We start from the raw sequence: 20497 nt of genomic DNA, 5'->3' as shown, positions 1-20497 counted from the left end.
GGGCCTTTAAGACATGGGACTCGAAGAAAAGCTGCCGAGCGGATTCCTGCTGACGACCGTCGAGCAGGCCGCGGGCTGGGTGCGCAAGGCGTCCGTCTTCCCCGCGACATTCGGGCTCGCCTGCTGTGCCATCGAGATGATGACGACCGGCGCCGGGCGCTACGACCTGGCCCGCTTCGGTATGGAGGTCTTCCGCGGGTCACCCCGCCAGGCCGACCTGATGATCGTGGCCGGCCGGGTGAGCCAGAAGATGGCGCCGGTGCTGCGGCAGGTCTACGACCAGATGCCCAACCCCAAGTGGGTCATTTCCATGGGAGTTTGTGCGTCATCAGGCGGAATGTTCAACAACTACGCCATTGTGCAGGGAGTCGACCACATCGTCCCGGTCGACATCTATTTGCCCGGATGCCCGCCGCGGCCCGAGATGCTGATGGACGCGATCCTCAAGCTCCACCAGAAGATCCAGACCACCAAGCTCGGCGTCAACGCCGAGGAGGCGGCCCGCGAGGCGGAGGAAGCGGCGCTCAAGGCGCTTCCCATCATCGAGATGAAGGGCCTGCTGCGGTGAGCGATGCGAACGGCAACGGGGTCAACCCCGAGAAGGACCTGGGCGCCTCCAACCTTCCCGGCCAGCGAGGCGACAAGGGCGAGGAGATCCGCGTCCAGCGCGGGATGTTCGGCGCCAACAACGGCGGCGATACCTCCGGCTACGGCGGTCTGGTCCGCTCGATCCGGCTGCCCGGGGCGGCCGGCCGGCCCTACGGCGGCTGGTTCGACGAGGTGGCCGACGAACTGGAGGGCGCTCTGGAGGAACAGGGACTCGTCCCCGAGAACGTCATCGACAAGACGGTCGTCGACCGCGACGAGATCACGTTCCACGTCGAACGCGAGTACCTGCTCCCGGTCGCCCAGACGCTGCGCGACGACCCGGCCCTCCGGTTCGAGCTGTGCACCGGTGTCTCCGGTGTGCACCACCCGCAGGACAAGGGCCGCGAGCTGCACGCCGTCTACCACCTGCGCTCGATCACCCACAACCGGCTGATCCGGCTGGAGGTCAGCGCCCCGGACGCGGACCCGCACGTCCCCTCGCTCGTCTCCGTCTATCCGACGAACGACTGGCACGAGCGCGAGACGTACGACTTCTTCGGCCTGATCTTCGACGGCCACCCCGCGCTGACGCGGATCATGATGCCGGACGACTGGCAGGGCTTCCCGCAGCGCAAGGACTATCCCCTCGGCGGCATCCCCGTCGAGTACAAGGGCGCCCAGATCCCGGCTCCGGACCAGCGGAGGTCGTACTCATGAGCACGCAGACCCCTTCCGGGGCGTCGGCCGCCTCGCCCCGCGAGACGACCGAGGGCACCGTCTATACGGTCACCGGCGGCGACTGGGACGAGATCGCCCAGTCGGCGGCCAAGTCCGACGACGAGCGCATCATCGTCAACATGGGCCCGCAGCACCCGTCCACCCACGGTGTACTCAGGCTCATCCTGGAGATCGACGGCGAGACGGTCACCGAGGCCCGCTGCGGCATCGGCTACCTCCACACGGGCATCGAGAAGAACCTCGAGTTCCGCACGTGGACCCAGGGCACCACGTTCGTGACGCGCATGGACTATCTGACGCCGTTCTTCAACGAGACGGCCTACTGTCTCGGCGTCGAGAAGCTCCTCGGGATCACCGACCAGATCCCCGACCGCGCCTCGATCATCCGCGTGCTCCTCATGGAGCTGAACCGGCTCTCCTCCCACCTGGTGTGCATCGCCACCGGCGGCATGGAGCTGGGCGCCACCACGATCATGATCTACGGCTTCCGTGACCGTGAGCTCATCCTCGACATCTACGAGCTGATCACGGGCCTGCGGATGAACCACGCGTTCATCCGCCCCGGCGGACTCGCCCAGGACCTGCCCCCGGGCGCGGTGGACCAGATCCGCGAGTTCGTGAAGAAGATGACGAAGAACCTTCCCGAGTACGACAAGCTCGCCACCGGGAACCCCATCTTCAAGGCGCGCATGCAGGACGTCGGCTATCTCGACCTGGCCGGCTGCATGGCCCTCGGCGCCACCGGCCCGATCCTGCGCTCGGCGGGCCTGCCGCACGACCTGCGCAAGTCCCAGCCGTACTGCGGCTACGAGAACTACGACTTCGAGGTCCCGACCGCCGACACCTGCGACTCCTACGGTCGCTTCCTGATCCGCCTGGAGGAGATGCGCCAGTCGCTGCGGATCGTCGAGCAGTGCCTGGACCGGCTCCAGCCCGGCCCGGTCATGGTCGCCGACAAGAAGATCGCCTGGCCCGCCCAGCTCGCGCTCGGCCCCGACGGACTGGGCAACTCCCTCGACCACATCAAGAAGATCATGGGCACCTCCATGGAGGCCCTGATCCACCACTTCAAGCTGGTGACCGAGGGCTTCCGCGTGCCGCCGGGACAGGCGTACACGGCGGTCGAGTCGCCCAAGGGCGAGCTCGGGGTGCACGTCGTCTCCGACGGAGGCACCCGTCCCTACCGGGTCCACTTCCGTGACCCGTCCTTCACCAACCTTCAGGCCATGGCCGCGATGTGCGAAGGCGGCCAGGTCGCCGACGTCATCGTCGCCGTCGCGTCCATCGACCCCGTGATGGGAGGCGTCGACCGATGACCACCACCCCCGAGGGCGTCAGCCTGGGCATGCCCCAACTGCCCGCGCCCGACTACCCGGCCGACGTCCGGGCCCGACTGGAGGCGGACGCGCGCGAGATCATCGCCCGCTACCCCGACTCCCGCTCGGCGCTCCTTCCGTTGCTGCATCTCGTGCAGTCGCAGGAGGGCCACGTCACGCGCACCGGACAGCGGTTCTGCGCGGAGGTACTGAAGCTGACGACGGCCGAGGTCGCCGCCGTCGCGACCTTCTACTCGATGTACCGGCGCAAGCCGAGCGGTGACTACCAGGTGGGTGTCTGCACCAACACCCTGTGTGCCGTCATGGGTGGCGACGCCATCTTCGAGGCCCTCCAGGACCACCTCGGCGTCGGCAACGGGGAGACCACCGGTGACGGCAAGGTCACCCTGGAGCACATCGAGTGCAACGCGGCCTGCGACTTCGCTCCCGTCGTGATGGTGAACTGGGAGTTCTTCGACAACCAGACCGTGGCCTCGGCCAAGCGTCTCGTCGACGACCTGCGCGCCGGTGCCGACGTCGACCCGACCCGCGGCGCCCGGCTGTGCACCTTCAAGGACACCGCCCGGATCCTGGCGGGCTTCCCCGACGAGCGCGAGGGCGCGGTGGAGGCCGGCGGCAGCGCCGGGCACGCGTCGCTGGTCGGGCTGCGGCTCGCCAAGGGGGAGAAGGGCTCCGCGCGCGTGGTGCATCCGCGCGGCGGAGGAGTGCCTCAGGACCAGCGGCCCGCCGAGCACCGCAGCTCGCACGACGCGCCGCAGGACACGTCGGCCTCCGACCCGTCCCACCCGGCGGGTCCCGTGGCAGAGGAGGGGGAGTGATGACCTTGGCAGCCGAGATCAACGAAACGAGTCCCGAAAAGCTGCTCGCACCCGTGCTGTCGGCCTTCTGGGACGAGGACAGGTCCTGGTCGCTGGACGTCTACCGAAGGCACGAGGGGTACGAGGGCCTGCGCAAGGCACTCGCCATGTCACCGGACGACCTGATCGCGTACGTCAAGGACTCCGGTCTGCGCGGTCGCGGCGGGGCCGGCTTCCCGACCGGAATGAAATGGCAGTTCATTCCGCAGGGAGACGGCAAACCTCACTATCTAGTTGTCAACGCCGACGAATCGGAGCCGGGAACCTGCAAGGACATCCCGCTCCTCTTCGCGAACCCGCACAGCCTCATCGAGGGCATTGTGATCGCGTGCTATGCCATTCGGTCTTCGCATGCCTTCATCTATCTCCGCGGTGAAGTGGTCCCTGTACTGCGGCGGTTGCACGAGGCCGTACGTGAGGCCTACGCGGCGGGCTACCTGGGCGAGAACATCCTGGGCAGCGGGCTCGACCTCCAGCTCACCGTGCACGCGGGCGCGGGCGCGTACATCTGCGGTGAGGAGACCGCGCTGCTCGACTCGCTCGAAGGCCGTCGCGGCCAACCGCGGCTTCGTCCCCCTTTCCCTGCTGTCGCGGGCCTCTATGCGTGTCCAACTGTTGTGAACAACGTCGAATCCATCGCGTCAGTTCCCGCAATTCTCCAAAAAGGCAAGGAATGGTTCAGGTCGATGGGCAGCGAGAAGTCTCCGGGCTTCACGCTGTACTCGCTCAGCGGCCATGTCGTCAGCCCCGGCCAGTACGAGGCACCGCTCGGCATCACCCTGCGTCAACTCCTCGACATGAGCGGCGGGATGCGCCCCGGACACCGGCTGAAGTTCTGGACGCCGGGCGGCTCCTCGACCCCGATGTTCACCGACGAGCACCTCGACGTCCCTCTTGACTACGAAGGAGTGGGCGCCGCGGGTTCCATGCTCGGCACGAAAGCACTCCAGTGCTTCGACGAGACGACCTGCGTCGTCCGCGCCGTCACCCGCTGGACCGAGTTCTACGCCCACGAGTCCTGCGGCAAGTGCACCCCCTGCCGTGAAGGAACGTACTGGCTCGTCCAGTTGCTCCGTGACATCGAAGCCGGCAAGGGCGTCATGTCCGACCTCGACAAGCTGAACGACATCGCCGACAACATCAACGGCAAGTCCTTCTGCGCCCTCGGCGACGGTGCCGCCTCGCCGATCTTCTCCTCGCTCAAGTACTTCCGCGAGGAGTACGAGCAGCACATCACGGGCCGCGGCTGCCCCTTCGACCCCGCCAGGTCCACGGCCTGGGCGGACAAGCACACGGAGGTGAACGCATGACAGTGACCACCAGTGCTCCCTCCGGAGGCGGGGAAGCGTCGGTCCCGCCGGAGGACCTCGTCTCGCTGACGATCGACGGCGTCGAGATGAGCGTGCCCAAGGGCACCCTGGTCATCCGGGCCGCCGAACAGCTCGGCATCGAGATCCCCCGGTTCTGCGACCACCCGCTCCTCGACCCGGCCGGCGCCTGCCGCCAGTGCATCGTCGAGGTCGAGGGCCAGCGCAAGCCCATGGCGTCCTGCACGATCACCTGTACGGACGGGATGGTCGTCAAGACTCAACTCACCTCCCAGGTGGCCGAGAAGGCACAGCACGGTGTGATGGAGCTGCTGCTCATCAACCACCCGCTGGACTGCCCGGTCTGCGACAAGGGAGGCGAGTGCCCGCTTCAGAACCAGGCGATGTCGCACGGCAACGCCGAGTCCCGGTTCGAGGGCAGGAAGCGGACCTACGAGAAGCCCGTCCCCATCTCCACACAGGTGCTGCTCGACCGCGAGCGGTGCGTGCTGTGCGCCCGCTGCACCCGTTTCTCGAACCAGATCGCGGGCGACCCCATGATCGAGCTGGTCGAGCGGGGCGCGCTCCAGCAGGTCGGCACCGGTGACGGCGACCCCTTCGAGTCGTACTTCTCCGGCAACACGATCCAGATCTGCCCGGTGGGCGCGCTCACGTCGGCGGCGTACCGCTTCCGCTCGCGCCCCTTCGACCTCATCTCCTCGCACTCCGTGTGCGAGCACTGCTCCGGCGGCTGCGCGACGCGCACCGACCACCGGCGCGGCAAGGTGATGCGGCGTCTCGCGGCGCCGGACGCCGAGGTCAACGAGGAGTGGGTCTGCGACAAGGGCCGGTTCGGGTTCCGGTACGCGCAGCAGCGCGACCGCCTCGACACCCCCCTGGTGCGCAACAGCGAGGGCGTCCTCGAACCCGCCTCCTGGCCGGAGGCCCTCGAAGCCGCCGCACAGGGGCTGACGGCGGCCCGCGGCCGGGCCGGAGTCCTCACCGGCGGACGGCTCACCGTCGAGGACGCCTACGCGTACAGCAAGTTCGCACGCGTGGCCCTCGACACGAACGACATCGACTTCCGCGCGCGCGTGCACAGCTCCGAGGAGGCCGACTTCCTGGCCGCCCGGATCGCCGGACGCGGCCGGGACCTCGACGGAACCGGTGTCACGTACACCTCGCTGGAGAAGGCGCCCGCCGTCCTGCTGGTGGGCTTCGAGTCCGAGGAGGAGGCGCCCGGCGTCTTCCTGCGGCTGCGCAAGGCCTGGCGTGGGCACGGACAGAAGGCCTTCTCCCTGGCCACGCACGCCACCCGCGGTCTGGAGAAGGCGGGCGGCACCCTGCTGCCGGCCGCGCCCGGCACCGAGACCGAGTGGCTGGACGCGCTCGCGAGCGGTGTCGGCCTGGACGAGGACGGAACCCGGGCCGGCGAGGCGCTGCGCACCGAAGGCGCCGTGATCGTCGTCGGCGAGCGGCTGGCCACCGTGGCGGGCGGCCTGACCGCCGCCGTGCGGACCGCGACCGCCACGGGCGCCCGGCTGGTGTGGATCCCGCGCCGGGCCGGGGAGCGCGGTGCGATCGAGGCGGGCGCGCTTCCGTCGCTGCTGCCGGGTGGCCGCCCGGCCACCGACCCGCGCGCGCGGGACGAGGTCGCGGCCGCGTGGGGTGTCTCCGAACTCCCGCACCGCTACGGCCGTGACACCGGCCAGATCGTGGAAGCGGCCGCCGGCGGCGAACTGCGGGCCCTGGTGGTCGCGGGCGTGGAGGTCGCCGACCTGCCCGATCCGGCACGCGCGCGTGCGGCCCTGTCCGAAGTGGGCTTCCTGGTGTCGCTCGAACTGCGGCCCAGCGAGATCACCGAGCACGCCGACGTCGTCCTGCCGGTCGCCGCGGTCGCCGAGAAGGCCGGAAGCTTCCTCAACTGGGAAGGCAGGGTCCGCTCCTTCGAGGCCGCGCTCAAGCCCGACCAGATGACCCGGAGTCTCGCGCCCGCCGACGCGCGTGTCCTCCAGATGCTGGCCGACGCCATGGACGTACACCTCGGGCTGCCGGATCTGCGCACCACGCGCGCGGAACTGGACCGGCTCGGTGCCTGGGACGGACCGCGGGCCGGCGAGCCCCGGGAGACCGGCGTGCAGATGCCGCGCCCGGCCGCCGGAGAGGCCGTACTGGCCGGGCACCGGCTGCTGCTCGACCAGGGGCGTCTCCAGGAGGGCGACGAAGCGCTCGCCGGGACCCGGCACGCCGCACGCGCGCGTGTGTCGGCCGCCACCGCCGCCGAGGCGGGGGTCAAGAACGGCGACCTCATCGCCGTGACCGGCCCGGCGGGAACGGTCGAACTCCCGCTCCAGATCACCGAGATGCCCGACCGCGTGGTCTGGCTCCCGCTGAACTCGACCGGAGGGGGCGTCGCCTCCGACACCGGGGCGCTGCCCGGCGCACTCGTCCGCATCGGCCCGGCGACCATCGCCGCCGAGGCCCCCAAGGAGGTGGAGGCATGAGGCCGTACCTCGCCACGGAAGACCTCTCGATGTTCGGCCACGACCCCTGGTGGCTGGTCGTCGTCAAGGCGGTCTTCTGCTTCGCCTTCCTGATGGTGACCGTGCTCTTCTCCATCGTCTGGGAGCGCAAGGTCGTCGCCTGGATGCAGCTGCGCATCGGCCCCAACCGGCACGGGCCCTGGGGCATGCTCCAGTCGCTCGCCGACGGCGTGAAGCTCATGCTCAAGGAAGACGTCATCGTCAAGCGCGCGGACAAGGTGGTGTACGTCCTCGCGCCGATCGTGGCGGCCATCCCGGCCTTCATGGCGATCGCCGTGATCCCCTTCGGGCCCGCGGACGACGAGGTCTCGATCTTCGGTCAGCGCACCACGATGCAGCTGACCGACCTGCCGATCGCGATGCTCTACATCCTCGCGGTGGCCTCCGTGGGCATCTACGGGATCGTGCTCGCCGGCTGGAGCTCGGGATCCACCTACCCGCTCCTTGGCGGTCTGCGCTCCTGCGCCCAGATGATCTCGTACGAGATCGCCATGGGCGCCGCGTTCGCCTCCGTGTTCCTCTACTCCGGTTCGATGTCGACCTCGACGATCGTCGAGCAGCAGCACGACCGCTGGTACATCGTCCTGCTGCCGGTCTCCTTCCTGATCTACGTCGTGACGATGATCGGCGAGACCAACCGGGCCCCGTTCGACATGCCGGAGTCCGAGGGCGACCTGGTCGGCGGGTTCAACACCGAGTACTCGTCGATCAAGTTCGCGCTGTTCATGCTCGCCGAGTACGTGAACATGGTGACGGTCTCGGCGGTGTCCACGACGCTCTTCCTGGGCGGCTGGCGGGCACCGTGGCCCATCAGCAGCTTCTGGGAGGGCGCCAACCACGGCTGGTGGCCGATGCTCTGGTTCGTGGTGAAGGTGCAGCTGCTGCTGTTCTTCTTCATCTGGCTGCGCGGCACGCTGCCGCGTGTCCGCTACGACCAGCTGATGAAGCTCGGCTGGAAGGTGCTCATCCCGGTCTCCGTCGTCTGGCTGATGCTCGTCGCGACGGTACGGACGCTGCGCAACGAGCACTACGACTTCGCCGACATCGCCCTGTACGTGGGCGGAGGTGTCCTCGTCCTGCTGTTGCTGTCCTTCGTGGCGGACATCTTCCGCGACAAGCAGGGCCACGAGACGCCCGCCGAGTCCGCCGCCTTCGACCCGATGGCCGGTGGATTCCCCGTGCCCCCGCTGCCCGGCCAGGAGCTGCCGCCGGTACCGCGGCGCCGTCCGCGCCGGGAGCGGGAGCTGATTGTCAGTGGCGGGTCCGATACTGCGAGTGATGGATCGGTTACCGGATCTCGTGACGGAAAGGAGGGGTCCGATGGCTGAGGAGCCGAAGGAGACCAAACCGGGTTTCCAGAACCCCGTCGCCGGTTTCGGCGTGACCTTCAAGGCCATGTTCAAGAAGCGGCTGACCGAGCAGTACCCGGAACAGCAGAAGACCACCGCACCGCGGTTCCACGGCCGGCACCAGCTCAACCGCCATCCGGACGGCCTGGAGAAGTGCGTCGGCTGTGAGCTGTGCGCCTGGGCCTGTCCCGCGGACGCCATCTATGTGGAGGGCGCGGACAACACCGAGGAGGAGCGCTACTCCCCGGGCGAGCGTTACGGCCGCGTCTACCAGATCAATTACGCCCGCTGCATCCTGTGCGGCCTGTGCATCGAGGCGTGCCCCACGCGCGCGCTGACGATGACGAACGAGTTCGAGCTCGCGGACAGCAGCCGTGCCAACCTCATCTACACCAAGGAGCAGCTGCTCGCCGGACTCCAGGAAGGCATGGTCGAGACACCGCACTCGATCTTCCCGGGCACGGACGAGCAGGACTACTACCAGGGTCTGGTGACCGAGGCGGCGCCCGGCACCGAGCGCCAGGTGGCCGTCTCCAAGGGCGAGTTGCACCCCTCGGCGAGCCCGACGGGCTCGTCCGCCGGAGAGGGGGCGGAGGCATGACCGCGAACCTGGCCGCGTACTCCACCTCCACCGGAGAGGCCTTCCAGTTCTGGGTTCTGGGCACCGTCGCGGTGATCGGCGCCCTGTGCACCGTCTTCATGAGGAAGGCCGTGCACAGCGCGCTGTGCCTCGCCGGGACCATGATCATCCTGGCGGTGTTCTACCTCGCCAACGGCGCCTACTTCCTGGGCATCGTCCAGGTCGTCGTCTACACCGGCGCGATCATGATGCTCTTCCTCTTCGTCGTCATGCTCGTCGGTGTCACCGCGGCGGACTCGCTGAAGGAGACCATCAAGGGGCAGCGCTGGCTGGCCCTGCTCTGCGGACTCGGCTTCGGCATCCTGCTGTTCGCCGGTATCGGCAACGCCTCCGTCCAGGACTTCGACGGCCTGTCGAAGGCGAACGCCGGCGGCAACGTGGAGGGCCTCGCCGCCCTCATCTTCACGAAGTACGTGTTCGCCTTCGAGATCACCGGCGCCCTGCTCATCACGGCCACCATCGGCGCCATGGTGCTGACGCACCGCGAGCGCACCGAGCGTGCCAAGACCCAGCGCGAGCTGTCCGAGCAGCGCGTGCGCGAGGGCAAGCACCTCCCGCCGCTGCCGGCGCCGGGTGTCTACGCCCGGCACAACGCGGTGGACATCGCGGGCCTGCTCCCCGACGGCACCCCGTCCGAGCTGACCGTCAGCAAGACGCTGCGCGACCGCGGGCAGATCCGTGACGTGTCGGCCGACGCGCTGAAGGACCTGAAGGCGCTGGAGCAGCGTTCCGAGGAGCGCCTGGAGCGCACGAAGCCGGAGGAGGCGTCCAAGTGAATCCGGTCAACTACCTCTATCTCGCCGCTCTGTTGTTCACGATCGGCGCCACCGGCGTCCTGATCAGACGGAACGCGATCGTGGTGTTCATGTGCATCGAGCTCATGCTCAACGCCTGCAACCTCGCCTTCGTCGTCTTCTCCCGGATGCACGGCAATCTCGACGGCCAGATCATCGCCTTCTTCACGATGGTCGTCGCCGCCGCGGAGGTCGTGGTCGGGCTCGCGATCATCGTGTCGCTGTTCCGTTCCCGCCACTCGGCCTCGGTCGACGACGCCAGCCTGATGAAGCTGTAAGGGGTCGCTGAATCGTGGAGAACCTGATTGCGCTGCTCATCGCGGCGCCTCTGCTCGGAGCGGCCGTACTGCTGTGCGGCGGACGCCGGCTGGACGCCGTCGGCCAGTGGGTCGGCACCGTGCTCGCGGCCGCCTCCTTCGTGATCGCCGTCGTGCTCTTCGCCGACATGCTGGGGAAGAGTCCGGGCGACCGGACCTTCACACAGCATCTGTTCAGCTGGATCGCCGTCGGCGACTTCCGCGCGGACGTCGGCTTCCAGCTCGACCAGCTGTCGATGACGTTCGTCCTGCTGATCACCGGTGTCGGCTCGCTGATCCACCTGTACTCGATCGGGTACATGGAGCACGACGAGCGCCGCCGCCGCTTCTTCGGCTATCTGAACCTGTTCCTGGCGGCGATGCTGCTGCTCGTCCTCGCCGACAACTACCTCCTGCTGTACGTCGGCTGGGAGGGCGTCGGTCTCGCCTCGTACCTGCTGATCGGCTTCTGGCAGCACAAGCCCAGCGCGGCCACGGCCGCGAAGAAGGCCTTCCTGGTCAACCGTGTCGGCGACCTGGGCCTGTCCATCGGCATCATGCTGATGTTCACGACCTTCGGGACCTTCGCCTTCGGGCCGCTGCTCGGCACCGAGGGGCACCAGGGGATCGCCGGGGACGCGACCCAGGGCAAGCTGACCGCCATCGCGCTGATGCTCCTGCTCGCCGCGTGCGGCAAGTCGGCCCAGGTGCCGCTCCAGTCCTGGCTCGGGGACGCGATGGAGGGCCCGACCCCGGTCTCGGCCCTCATCCACGCCGCCACCATGGTCACCGCGGGCGTGTACCTGATCGTCCGTTCGGCCGCCGTCTTCAACGCGGCCCCCGACGCGCAGCTCGTCGTCACCGTCGTGGGCGGGGTCACGCTCCTGTTCGGTGCGATCGTCGGTTGCGCTAAGGACGACATCAAGAAGGCGCTCGCCGGCTCGACCATGTCGCAGATCGGCTACATGGTGCTGGCGGCGGGCCTCGGCCCCATCGGTTACGTCTGGGCGATCATGCACCTGGTGACGCACGGCTTCTTCAAGGCCGGGCTCTTCCTCGGCGCCGGTTCGGTCATGCACGGCATGAACGACGAGGTCGACATGAGGAAGTTCGGCGGCCTCAGGAAGTACATGCCGATCACGTTCGTGACCTTCGGTCTCGGCTACCTCGCGATCATCGGCTTCCCCTTCCTGTCCGGCTTCTTCTCCAAGGACAAGATCATCGAGGCGGCCTTCGCCAAGGGAGGCACCGAGGGCTGGATCCTCGGCGGCGTGGCCCTGCTGGGTGCCGCGATCACCGCGTACTACATGACGCGCGTGATGATCATGACCTTCTTCGGGGAGAAGCGCTGGCAGCCCGACGCGGAGGGCCATGAGCCGCACCCGCACGAGTCGCCCAGGTCCATGACGATCCCGATGATCGTGCTGGCCTTCGGCTCGGTCTTCGCGGGTGGCTTCTTCAGCATCGGCGACCGCTTCCTGCACTGGCTGGAGCCGGTCACCGGGCACTCGGAGGGCGACTCGCCCGTCAGCGCCCTCACGGTCACCCTGGCCACCATGGTGCTGCTCGTCGTCGGCGCCGGCATCGCCTACCTCCAGTACGGACGCAGCTCCGTCCCGGTGGTCGCCCCGCGCGGCTCCCTGCTCACCCGCGCCGCCCGGCGCGACCTGTACCAGGACGACTTCAACCATGTCGTGCTGGTACGCGGCGGTGAGCACCTCACCCGCTCCCTGGTGTACGTCGACCACACCCTGGTCGACGGGGTCGTCAACGGGACAGCCGCCTCGGTGGGCGGCCTCTCCGGACGGCTGCGCAAGCTCCAGAACGGCTATGCGCGCAGTTACGCGGTCTCGATGTTCGGCGGTGCGGCGATCCTCGTCGCCGCGACCCTGCTGATGAGGGCGGTCTGATACCGATGTCCTTTCCTCTGCTGACAGCGACGGCGGTGCTCCCGGCCCTCGGGGCGATCGCCACGGCCGCCGTGCCGGCCGCGCAGCGCGTCGCGGCCAAGTGGCTGGCGCTGCTCGTCTCCCTGGGCACGCTGGCACTCGCCGCGGTCACCCTGGTGCGTTTCGACCCCGGCGGTGCCCGCTACCAGCTCACCGAGTCCCACGCCTGGATCCCGGACTTCGGGGTGCGCTACCAACTGGGCGTGGACGGCATCGGGGTGGCGCTCGTCGCGCTCACCGCGCTGCTGATGCCGTTCGTGATCCTGGCGGGCTGGCACGACGCCGACCCGCACGAGACCGGAAGCAGGCGCTGGCGTCCGACCCAGGGTTTCTTCGCCCTGATCCTGGCCGTCGAGGCGATGGTGATCATCTCCTTCGAGGCCACCGACGTCTTCCTCTTCTACATCTTCTTCGAAGCCATGCTGATCCCGATGTACTTCCTCATCGGCGGCTTCGGGGACCGGGCCCACGAACACGGCGACGAGGCGGCGGCGACCCAACGCTCGTACGCCGCGGTGAAGTTCCTGCTCTACAACCTGGTCGGCGGTCTGATCATGCTGGCCGCCGTGATCGGCCTCTACGTGGTGGCCGGGAGCTTCTCGCTCCAGGAGATCGTCCACGCGCGGGCCGACGGCTCTCTGCACATGGCGACCAGCACCGAACGCTGGCTCTTCCTCGGCTTCTTCTTCGCCTTCGCGGTGAAGGCGCCCCTGTGGCCGCTGCACACCTGGCTGCCCAACGCCATGGGTGAGGCCACCGCACCGGTGGCCGTGCTGATCACGGCGGTCGTCGACAAGGTCGGCACCTTCGCGATGCTCCGCTTCTGCCTCCAGCTCTTCCCGGAGGCGAGCAAGTGGGCGACGCCCGCGATCCTCGTCCTGGCGCTGATCAGCATCGTCTACGGGGCACTGCTCGCGGTCGGGCAGCGGGACATCAAGCGGCTGGTCGCCTACGCGTCGATCTCGCACTTCGGGTTCATCGTCCTGGGCATCTTCGCGATGACCAGCCAGGGCCAGTCGGGCGCGACGCTCTACATGGTCAACCACGGGATCTCGACCGCCGCCCTGATGCTGGTGGCCGGCTTCCTGATCTCGCGGCGCGGCTCGCGTCTGATCGCCGACTACGGAGGGGTGCAGAAGGTGGCCCCGGTGCTCGCCGGCACCTTCCTGATCGGCAGCCTCGCGACGCTGTCGCTCCCGGGTCTCGCGCCCTTCGTGAGTGAATTCCTGGTCCTGGTCGGCACGTTCACGCGGTATCCGGTGGTCGGCATCATCGCCACCTTCGGCATCGTCCTCGCCGCGCTCTACACCCTCGTCCTCTATCAGCGGACGATGACCGGCCCGGTCAAGGCCGAAGTGGCGAAGATGCCGGACCTCAGGGTGCGCGAGCTTCTCGTGGTCGCCCCGCTGATCGCTCTGCTGATCTTCCTGGGCGTCTTCCCGAAGCCGCTCACCGACATCGTCAACCCGGCGGTCAAGCAGACCATGTCAGATGTACACAAGACGGACCCCCAGCCCGCGGTGGAGGCGGCCAAGTGAGCGCATCAGCCGTCCACAGCCTGTGGACAACAGCGGCGACCGCAGCCGAGCCGATCTCCAAGATCGACGCGCCGAGGATCGAATATGGGCAATTGTCGCCCACTCTGATCGTCCTCGGCGCGGCGGTCATCGGGGTTCTGGTCGAGGCGTTCGTGCCGCGCAAGTTCCGTTACCACGCACAGGTGTTCACCGCCGTCGTCGCCCTGGCCGCGGCCTTCTCCGCGGTCGTCGCGCTCGCGGCGGGCGGATACGGAACCACGAAGGCGCACATCGCGGCGATGGGCGCGATCGCCGTCGACGGACCGGCCCTGTTCCTCCAGGGCACGATCCTGCTCGCCGGAATCCTCGGCGTCTTCACCTTCGCCGAGCGGCGCCTCGACCCCCAGGCACACGGAAACCGGGTCGACGCCTTCGCCGCACAGGCCGCCTCGGTGCCCGGCAGCGACAGCGAGAAGGCCGCCGTGAAGGCGGGGTTCACCACCACCGAGGTGTTCCCGCTGCTGCTCTTCGCGATCGGCGGCATGCTGGTCTTCCCCGCGGCCAACGACCTGCTGACACTGTTCGTCGCCCTGGAGGTCTTCTCCCTGCCGCTGTACCTCCTGTGCGCCGTGGCCCGCCGCAAGCGGCTCATGTCGCAGGAGGCGGCGGTCAAGTACTTCCTGCTCGGCGCCTTCGCCTCCGCGTTCACGCTCTTCGGCATCGCCCTGCTGTACGGCTACGCGGGCTCGGTGTCGTACGCGACGATCGCGCACGTCGTCGACGGCACGATCACCAACGTCGACCCGGCGCTCGCCGGCACCATGGGCAACGACGTGCTGCTGCTCATGGGCATGGCCCTGGTCGTCATGGGCCTGCTCTTCAAGGTCGGCGCGGTCCCCTTCCACATGTGGACGCCCGACGTCTACCAGGGCGCGCCGACCCCGGTCACCGGCTTCATGGCCTCGGCGACGAAGGTGGCGGCGTTCGGCGCGCTGCTGCGCCTGCTGTACGTCGTCCTGCCGGGCATGCGCTGGGACTGGCGGCCGGTCATGTGGGCCGTGGCGATCGTCACGATGCTGGGCGGCGCGATCGTCGCGATCACCCAGACCGACATCAAGCGGCTCCTGGCGTACTCGTCGATCGCGCACGCCGGATTCATCCTCGCGGGTGTCATCGCGACCTCGCCGGACGGTGTCTCGTCGGTCCTCTTCTACCTGGCCGCGTACTCCTTCGTCACGATCGGCGCCTTCGCCGTCGTCACGCTCGTGCGGGACGCGGGCGGAGAGGCCACGCACCTGTCCAAGTGGGCGGGTCTCGGACGCAGGTCGCCTTTGGTGGCCGCGGTGTTCGCGGTCTTCCTGCTGGCCTTCGCCGGTATCCCGCTCACTTCGGGATTCGCCGGAAAGTTCGCCGTGTTCAAGGCGGCGGCCGAGGGCGGCGCGGGCGTGCTGGTCGTGGTCGGTGTGATCTCGTCGGCGATCGCGGCGTTCTTCTACATCCGCGTGATCGTGCTGATGTTCTTCAGCGAGCCGAAGCCCGAGGGGCCGACGGTCGCCGTGCCGTCGCCGCTGACCATGACGGCCATCGCGGTCGGTGTGGCGGTCACGGTGGTGCTCGGTGTGGCGCCGCAGTACTTCCTGAACCTGGCCGGCCAGGCCGGGGTCTTCGTGCGCTGAGCGCGCCCGCCCGCGGCTCGGGCCCCGCTCCCTCGGGGGGAGCGGGGCCCGAGCCGTTCTCAGTGCCCGGTGTGGGCGGTGTGGGCGGTGCCCATGGAACCGGTGTGTGCCGCGGAGGACGACCCCTTGTGTGCGGCCGACGACGAGCCGGTGTGGGCTGTGGACGACGAGCCGGTGTGGGCTGTCCCGGACGGGCTCGTGTGACCCATGTCGGCCTTGCCGGGGTGGGCCGGAGCGGCCGGACACCTCACCTTGGGGTTCCAGCGGTTGAACAGCCCGTTGGGATTCTGCTTCCACAGCCAGACGTGCAGGTCGTAGTGGATCGGCATACCGGGGTAGTGGCCCGGCATCGGACCGTCGAACTTCTGGCCGCCGAACATCGACGGCCGGTCCTTGGTGGTCTTCATGTTCTGGTCGGAGTCCAGCACGATCCACTCGACCCCGGCGAGCTTGCGCTTCCCGTCCTTGCCGTCCTCGAAGAGGAGAGCCGACGGTTTCGCCGGATCCAGCGAGCCGTAGCGGGACTCGTTGAAGTAGTGGTAGCCCATGCTGCCGTGCCCCGCGGGATCCGAGGAGCACTGGTGGGGGACGTATCCGTCGGCGAGGGCGGTCTTCTCGTCGAGGTACTTGACGCTGGCCACGTACGCGGTGACCAGGTCCCGCACGGCCTTCGGGTCGACCGGACGGTTCGCGGCCGGGGCCGGAGCGGCGGACAGGGCGAGCGACGCGGCGGCGGCCGTCACGAGGGTGATGGTGGTCCTGAGGGGGCGCTGGGACATGCGATGACTCCTAGAGACACGAGAGAGGCGTACGGACTGCACGGGTCCGTCGGCTGCGGGCCCCCTCCTCCCGCCCGAGCAGCATGGCCCTCGGCTCCGAAGCGCCGCCATGCGGGCGGGGCCAACGGGTTGAACCCGGCCGGGGCGCGCCGCGCGGGGGAGTGAGACGCGACGGGCGCCGGTACGCGGGGAAGCCGACCGGTCGCAGCCTGTGGACAACTCTCGGACTGTCGGCGCGGACCCCTATCGTGGACGCAGTGGTCGAGATGCGGCGTACGGGGGACGGAACGATGGGCGGGACGGGTGTGATGACCGGAGCGGACGCGACGGAGAAGCCGGGCGAGAGCGAGGCGCGGGCAACCCTCCACCGGGTCTTCGGGTACGACGTCTTCCGCGGCGAGCAGGAAGCGATCGTCGAGCATGTCGTGGCGGGCGGTGACGCCGTCGTCCTGATGCCGACCGGTGGCGGAAAGTCCCTCTGCTACCAGATTCCTTCCCTGGTCAGACCCGGTACGGGCGTGGTCGTCTCCCCGCTCATCGCGCTCATGCAGGACCAGGTGGACGCGCTGCGGGCGCTGGGCGTGCGCGCCGGGTTCATGAACTCCACGCAGGACTTCGACGAGCGGCGCGTGGTCGAGGCGGAGTTTCTGGCCGGAGAACTCGACCTGCTCTATCTCGCCCCCGAGCGGCTGCGGCTCGACAACACGCTGGATCTGCTCTCCCGCGGGAAGATCTCCGTCTTCGCGATCGACGAGGCGCACTGTGTGGCCCAGTGGGGCCACGACTTCCGCCCCGACTATCTGGCGCTCTCGCTGCTCGGCGAGCGCTGGCCGGACGTCCCGCGCATCGCGCTCACGGCCACCGCCACCCGCGCGACGCACAAGGAGATCACCCAGCGCCTGGGCATGCCCGCGGCCCGCCACTTCGAGGCGAGCTTCGACCGCCCCAACATCCAGTACCGGATCGTCCCCAAGGCCGATCCGAAGAAGCAGCTGCTGTCCTTCCTGCGCGAGGAGCACACGGGCGACGCGGGCATCGTGTACTGCCTCTCGCGCAACTCCGTCGAGAAGACGGCGGAGTTCCTCTCCCGCAACGGCATCGAGGCGGTGCCGTACCACGCGGGCCTGGACTCGGGCACCCGTGCGACGCACCAGTCCCGCTTCCTGCGGGAGGAGGGCCTGGTGGTGGTCGCCACGATCGCCTTCGGCATGGGCATCGACAAGCCGGACGTGCGGTTCGTCGCCCACCTCGACCTGCCGAAGTCCGTCGAGGGCTACTACCAGGAGACGGGCCGCGCGGGCCGTGACGGGCTCCCCTCCACGGCCTGGATGGCGTACGGCCTTCAGGACGTGGTCCAGCAGCGCAAGATGATCCAGGGTTCGGAGGGCGACGAGGCGTTCAGGCGCAGGGCCGCCAGCCATCTGGACTCCATGCTCGCCCTGTGCGAGACGGCCCAGTGCCGGCGCTCCCAGCTCCTGGCCTACTTCGGCCAGGACCCCGACACCCCGGCCTGCGGCAACTGCGACACCTGTCTGACGCCGCCGGAGACCTGGGACGGCACGGTCGCGGCGCAGAAGCTGCTGTCCACGGTGGTGCGCCTCCAGCGCGAGCGGGGGCAGAAGTTCGGCGCGGGCCAGATCGTCGACATCCTGCTGGGGCGGAAGACCGCCAAGGTGATCCAGTTCGACCATGACCAGCTGTCCGTCTTCGGTATCGGCGAGGAGCTGGCCGAGTCCGAATGGCGCGGTGTCGTACGGCAGTTGCTGGCCCAGGGGCTGATCGCGGTCGAGGGCGAGTACGGGACGCTGGTGCTGACCGAGGCCAGCGAGACGGTGCTACGGCGCGAGCGCGATGTGCCGTTGCGCAAGGAGGCGCCGAAGCCGGCCACCTCCCGGTCGTCGGCCTCCAGAGGCGAGCGCAAGGCCAAGGCGGCCGCCGTGGCCGAGCTGCCCGCCGAACTCGTTCCCGCGTTCGAGGCGCTGCGGTCCTGGCGTGGCGAGCAGGCCCGTGAACAGGGCGTCCCGGCGTACGTCATCTTCCACGACGCCACGCTGCGGGAGATCGCCACGGTGTGGCCCACCTCCGTGAAGGACCTGGGCGGTATCAGCGGGGTGGGAGAGAAGAAGCTGGCCACGTACGGAGAGGGCGTCGTCGCGGTGCTCGCCTCACTGGCCGACGGTCCGCCCGCGGCCTCCCCGGCGCCCCCGGCCCCCTCGGCCGCTCCGGCCGCCGGAAGACCCGGGACCGTACCCGCTGCCGTGGGCTCTGCCTCTTCCTCTTCCTCTGCCTCTGCCTCTGCTGGATCGGACCTGGACTGGTCCGGGCTTGACCAGGAGCCGGAGCCCGAGGACTGGATGTAGCGGGTTCGCGGCAGGGGCACGGTGGCCAGGGTTCTGGCCACCGTGACACGGACCTCGTTCCCTCCCGCGGGGAGACTCCTGGGGACCCCTACAGGGAGACGGCAGGCGTGATGCGGCCCCGGACCTCGCCGAGGCCCACCCGGGTCCCGCCCGGTCCGGGTGCCCAGGCCGTCAGGGTCACCTCGTCGCCGTCCTCGAGGAACGTGCGCTTGCCGTCGGGGAGTTCGAGTGCGTCGCGCCCGTTCCAGGTGAGTTCGAGCAGGGAGCCGCGCTCGCCCTCGGTGGGGCCGCTGACGGTCCCGGAGCCGTAGAGGTCGCCGGTGCGCAGGGAGGCACCGTTGACCGTCATGTGGGCAAGCTGCTGGGCGGCCGTCCAGTACATGGTGGAGAAGGGGGGCTCGGAGACGACGTGGCCGTTGACGGCCACGGAGATCCGGAGGTCGTAGCCGCCCGGCTCCTCGGAGGCGTCGTCGAGATAGGGGAGGAGGGGGTGCGTGCGGGCGGGCGGGGCCACGAGGGCGTCGTCGAGGGCGTCCAGCGGGGTGATCCACGCCGACACGGAGGTGGCGAAGGACTTGCCGAGGAAGGGGCCGAGAGGGACGTACTCCCAGGCCTGGATGTCGCGGGCCGACCAGTCGTTGAGCAGGCAGAGGCCGAAGACATGGTCGCGGTAGTCGCCCAGGGGCACCGGCCGGCCCTGTCGCGAGGGGGTGCCGACGACGAAGCCGACCTCCGCCTCGATGTCCAGGCGGACGGAGGGGCCGAAGACCGGGGCGGCGTCCGTGGGGGCCTTGCGCTGGCCCGAAGGACGGACGACATCCGTGCCGGACACCACGACCGTGCCGGAGCGGCCGTGATAACCGATCGGCAGATGCTTCCAGTTGGGCGTGAGGGAGTCGGCCGCGTCCGGGCGGAAGATCTGGCCGACGTTCCGGGCGTGGTTCTCGGAGGCGTAGAAGTCGACGTAGTCGGCGACGGTGAACGGGAGGTGCAGCGTCACGTCGGACAGGGGGTGCAAATGGGGAGCGAGGGTCTCCCGGTGGGCCGGGACGGTGACCCAGGCCGTCAGCGCGCGCCGGACGTCGGACCACGCGGTGTGGCCCGCGGCGAGCAGCGCGTCCAGGCTCGGCTGTGCGAGCAGCTCGGCGTAGGGGGAGCCGAGCGAGCGGGCGGCGGCGCCCGCGTCGAGCACGTGGTCGCCGAGCCGTACGCCGACGCGTCGCTCGGGGTCGCCGGCCGGGTCGGTCAGGGAGAACACGCCGTACGGCAGGTTGTGCGGGCCGAAGGGATCGCCCTCGGGGACATCGAAGGGGGGCATCGGTTGGTGCCTCGCTTTCGGATTCGTACTCGCCATGTGATCCATGCGTTCCACGCACTTCATGTGGTCGGGGCACACGTTACGGGGGAGGGCCCCTGCTGTGGCAGGGCCTAAAGAGTGCGCAATGTCCGAATTGGCCGTGTCGGGTGCGGTGATTGCGGCTTGGCGCGGCTCGGTTCATCGCCTGGAGTGCCCCTCGCGGGCCGCCGTGACAGGCCCTCGCGGGGCACCGCCGTGAGGGGCGTCGTCGGGCTTCGCCGGGTTCCCTCCAGCGGGTCGCCGGGTTCCTCGGGCGGGCTTCGGCGGGTTCCCTCGGGCGGGCTTCGTCGGAATTCTTCCCGGGCTTCCCTTGGCGTCGGCCTGGGTGCCGGCTTCGCGCCGAGCGGGCACCCCAGGGGCCAACGACGCGCTGGGATGCGTGGCGGAGCTCGTGTCCGTCACACGATCCG

Annotated in this window: 16 protein-coding genes; 14 read left to right on the top strand and 2 right to left on the bottom strand. The window is 69.2% G+C overall.

The features are described 5' to 3' along the window. The first annotated feature begins 13 nt into the window (after nucleotides 1-13). From ACZ4AA_RS32070 to nuoN, 13 genes are read left to right on the top strand one after another with little or no spacing between them, the layout of a single operon-like run. Complete coding sequence (locus tag ACZ4AA_RS32070) at nucleotides 14-568, top strand: NuoB/complex I 20 kDa subunit family protein (RefSeq protein ID WP_467610552.1); 555 nt, start codon at nucleotides 14-16, stop codon at nucleotides 566-568. Next, nucleotides 565-1305 carry an NADH-quinone oxidoreductase subunit C gene (locus ACZ4AA_RS32065; protein ID WP_467610549.1) on the top strand — a complete coding sequence of 247 codons (741 nt, stop codon included), beginning with the start codon at nucleotides 565-567 and terminating at the stop codon, nucleotides 1303-1305. Before ACZ4AA_RS32070 ends, ACZ4AA_RS32065 begins: the two co-directional genes overlap by 4 nt. Next, nucleotides 1302-2642, top strand: a complete 1341-nt coding sequence (locus ACZ4AA_RS32060; protein ID WP_387298056.1) for an NADH-quinone oxidoreductase subunit D — start codon at nucleotides 1302-1304, stop codon at nucleotides 2640-2642. The genes ACZ4AA_RS32065 and ACZ4AA_RS32060 overlap by 4 nt, the downstream gene beginning before the upstream one ends. Beyond that, entirely contained in the window at nucleotides 2639-3481 is an 843-nt protein-coding gene (gene nuoE, locus ACZ4AA_RS32055; protein ID WP_467610547.1) for an NADH-quinone oxidoreductase subunit NuoE, read from the top strand. Before ACZ4AA_RS32060 ends, nuoE begins: the two co-directional genes overlap by 4 nt. Beyond that, nucleotides 3478-4830, top strand: a complete 1353-nt coding sequence (nuoF, locus tag ACZ4AA_RS32050; protein WP_467610545.1) for an NADH-quinone oxidoreductase subunit NuoF — start codon at nucleotides 3478-3480, stop codon at nucleotides 4828-4830. The genes nuoE and nuoF overlap by 4 nt, the downstream gene beginning before the upstream one ends. Further along, the gene (locus ACZ4AA_RS32045) at nucleotides 4827-7331 is read left to right on the top strand and encodes an NADH-quinone oxidoreductase subunit G (protein ID WP_467610543.1); all 2505 of its coding nucleotides are present in this window, start codon (nucleotides 4827-4829) and stop codon (nucleotides 7329-7331) included. The genes nuoF and ACZ4AA_RS32045 overlap by 4 nt, the downstream gene beginning before the upstream one ends. After that, nucleotides 7328-8698 (top strand): NADH-quinone oxidoreductase subunit NuoH, encoded by a 1371-nt coding sequence (gene nuoH, locus ACZ4AA_RS32040; protein WP_467610541.1) that lies wholly within the window; start codon nucleotides 7328-7330, stop codon nucleotides 8696-8698. The genes ACZ4AA_RS32045 and nuoH overlap by 4 nt, the downstream gene beginning before the upstream one ends. Continuing rightward, complete coding sequence (nuoI, locus tag ACZ4AA_RS32035; RefSeq protein WP_467610539.1) at nucleotides 8691-9320, top strand: NADH-quinone oxidoreductase subunit NuoI; 630 nt, start codon at nucleotides 8691-8693, stop codon at nucleotides 9318-9320. Before nuoH ends, nuoI begins: the two co-directional genes overlap by 8 nt. Beyond that, nucleotides 9317-10135 carry an NADH-quinone oxidoreductase subunit J gene (locus tag ACZ4AA_RS32030; RefSeq protein ID WP_467610537.1) on the top strand — a complete coding sequence of 273 codons (819 nt, stop codon included), beginning with the start codon at nucleotides 9317-9319 and terminating at the stop codon, nucleotides 10133-10135. Before nuoI ends, ACZ4AA_RS32030 begins: the two co-directional genes overlap by 4 nt. Next, nucleotides 10132-10431, top strand: a complete 300-nt coding sequence (gene nuoK / locus ACZ4AA_RS32025; RefSeq protein WP_009190046.1) for an NADH-quinone oxidoreductase subunit NuoK — start codon at nucleotides 10132-10134, stop codon at nucleotides 10429-10431. The genes ACZ4AA_RS32030 and nuoK overlap by 4 nt, the downstream gene beginning before the upstream one ends. Before the next feature lie 14 nt (nucleotides 10432-10445). Continuing rightward, entirely contained in the window at nucleotides 10446-12359 is a 1914-nt protein-coding gene (gene nuoL / locus ACZ4AA_RS32020) for an NADH-quinone oxidoreductase subunit L (protein ID WP_467610535.1), read from the top strand. Between the two features lie 5 nt (nucleotides 12360-12364). Continuing rightward, entirely contained in the window at nucleotides 12365-13936 is a 1572-nt protein-coding gene (locus ACZ4AA_RS32015) for an NADH-quinone oxidoreductase subunit M (protein ID WP_467610533.1), read from the top strand. Then, nucleotides 13933-15591, top strand: a complete 1659-nt coding sequence (gene nuoN, locus ACZ4AA_RS32010; protein WP_467610531.1) for an NADH-quinone oxidoreductase subunit NuoN — start codon at nucleotides 13933-13935, stop codon at nucleotides 15589-15591. The genes ACZ4AA_RS32015 and nuoN overlap by 4 nt, the downstream gene beginning before the upstream one ends. Before the next feature lie 59 nt (nucleotides 15592-15650). Here the strand turns inward: nuoN and ACZ4AA_RS32005 are convergent, their stop codons facing one another. Beyond that, nucleotides 15651-16370 (bottom strand): hypothetical protein, encoded by a 720-nt coding sequence (locus tag ACZ4AA_RS32005; RefSeq protein ID WP_467610529.1) that lies wholly within the window; start codon nucleotides 16368-16370, stop codon nucleotides 15651-15653. Nucleotides 16371-16660: 290 nt separating this feature from the next. On the opposite strand from ACZ4AA_RS32005, the gene recQ reads away from it, so the two are divergent. After that, complete coding sequence (gene recQ, locus ACZ4AA_RS32000; RefSeq protein WP_467610685.1) at nucleotides 16661-18730, top strand: DNA helicase RecQ; 2070 nt, start codon at nucleotides 16661-16663, stop codon at nucleotides 18728-18730. 88 nt (nucleotides 18731-18818) lie between these two features. Here the strand turns inward: recQ and fahA are convergent, their stop codons facing one another. Continuing rightward, nucleotides 18819-20048 (bottom strand): fumarylacetoacetase, encoded by a 1230-nt coding sequence (gene fahA, locus ACZ4AA_RS31995; RefSeq protein WP_467610527.1) that lies wholly within the window; start codon nucleotides 20046-20048, stop codon nucleotides 18819-18821. Nucleotides 20049-20497 lie beyond the last annotated feature (449 nt).

It is taken from the genome of Streptomyces sp. NPDC024698 (genome assembly GCF_055559015.1).
The sequence above is the reverse complement of the archived record's forward strand: the minus strand, read 5'-3'. Positions and strand labels throughout refer to the sequence as shown.

Bases quoted from the DNA above. Each gene is read 5' to 3' on its own strand.
- ACZ4AA_RS32070 (WP_467610552.1), top strand. From the start codon at position 14: ATGGGACTCGAAGAAAAGCTGCCGAGCGGATTCCTGCTGACGACCGTC.
- ACZ4AA_RS32060 (WP_387298056.1), top strand. From the start codon at position 1,302: ATGAGCACGCAGACCCCTTCCGGGGCGTCGGCCGCCTCGCCCCGCGAG.
- nuoE (WP_467610547.1), top strand. From the start codon at position 2,639: ATGACCACCACCCCCGAGGGCGTCAGCCTGGGCATGCCCCAACTGCCC.
- ACZ4AA_RS32045 (WP_467610543.1), top strand. From the start codon at position 4,827: ATGACAGTGACCACCAGTGCTCCCTCCGGAGGCGGGGAAGCGTCGGTC.
- nuoH (WP_467610541.1), top strand. From the start codon at position 7,328: ATGAGGCCGTACCTCGCCACGGAAGACCTCTCGATGTTCGGCCACGAC.
- nuoI (WP_467610539.1), top strand. From the start codon at position 8,691: ATGGCTGAGGAGCCGAAGGAGACCAAACCGGGTTTCCAGAACCCCGTC.
- ACZ4AA_RS32030 (WP_467610537.1), top strand. From the start codon at position 9,317: ATGACCGCGAACCTGGCCGCGTACTCCACCTCCACCGGAGAGGCCTTC.
- ACZ4AA_RS32015 (WP_467610533.1), top strand. From the start codon at position 12,365: ATGTCCTTTCCTCTGCTGACAGCGACGGCGGTGCTCCCGGCCCTCGGG.
- ACZ4AA_RS32005 (WP_467610529.1), bottom strand. From the start codon at position 16,370: ATGTCCCAGCGCCCCCTCAGGACCACCATCACCCTCGTGACGGCCGCC.
- recQ (WP_467610685.1), top strand. From the start codon at position 16,661: ATGGGCGGGACGGGTGTGATGACCGGAGCGGACGCGACGGAGAAGCCG.
- fahA (WP_467610527.1), bottom strand. From the start codon at position 20,048: ATGCCCCCCTTCGATGTCCCCGAGGGCGATCCCTTCGGCCCGCACAAC.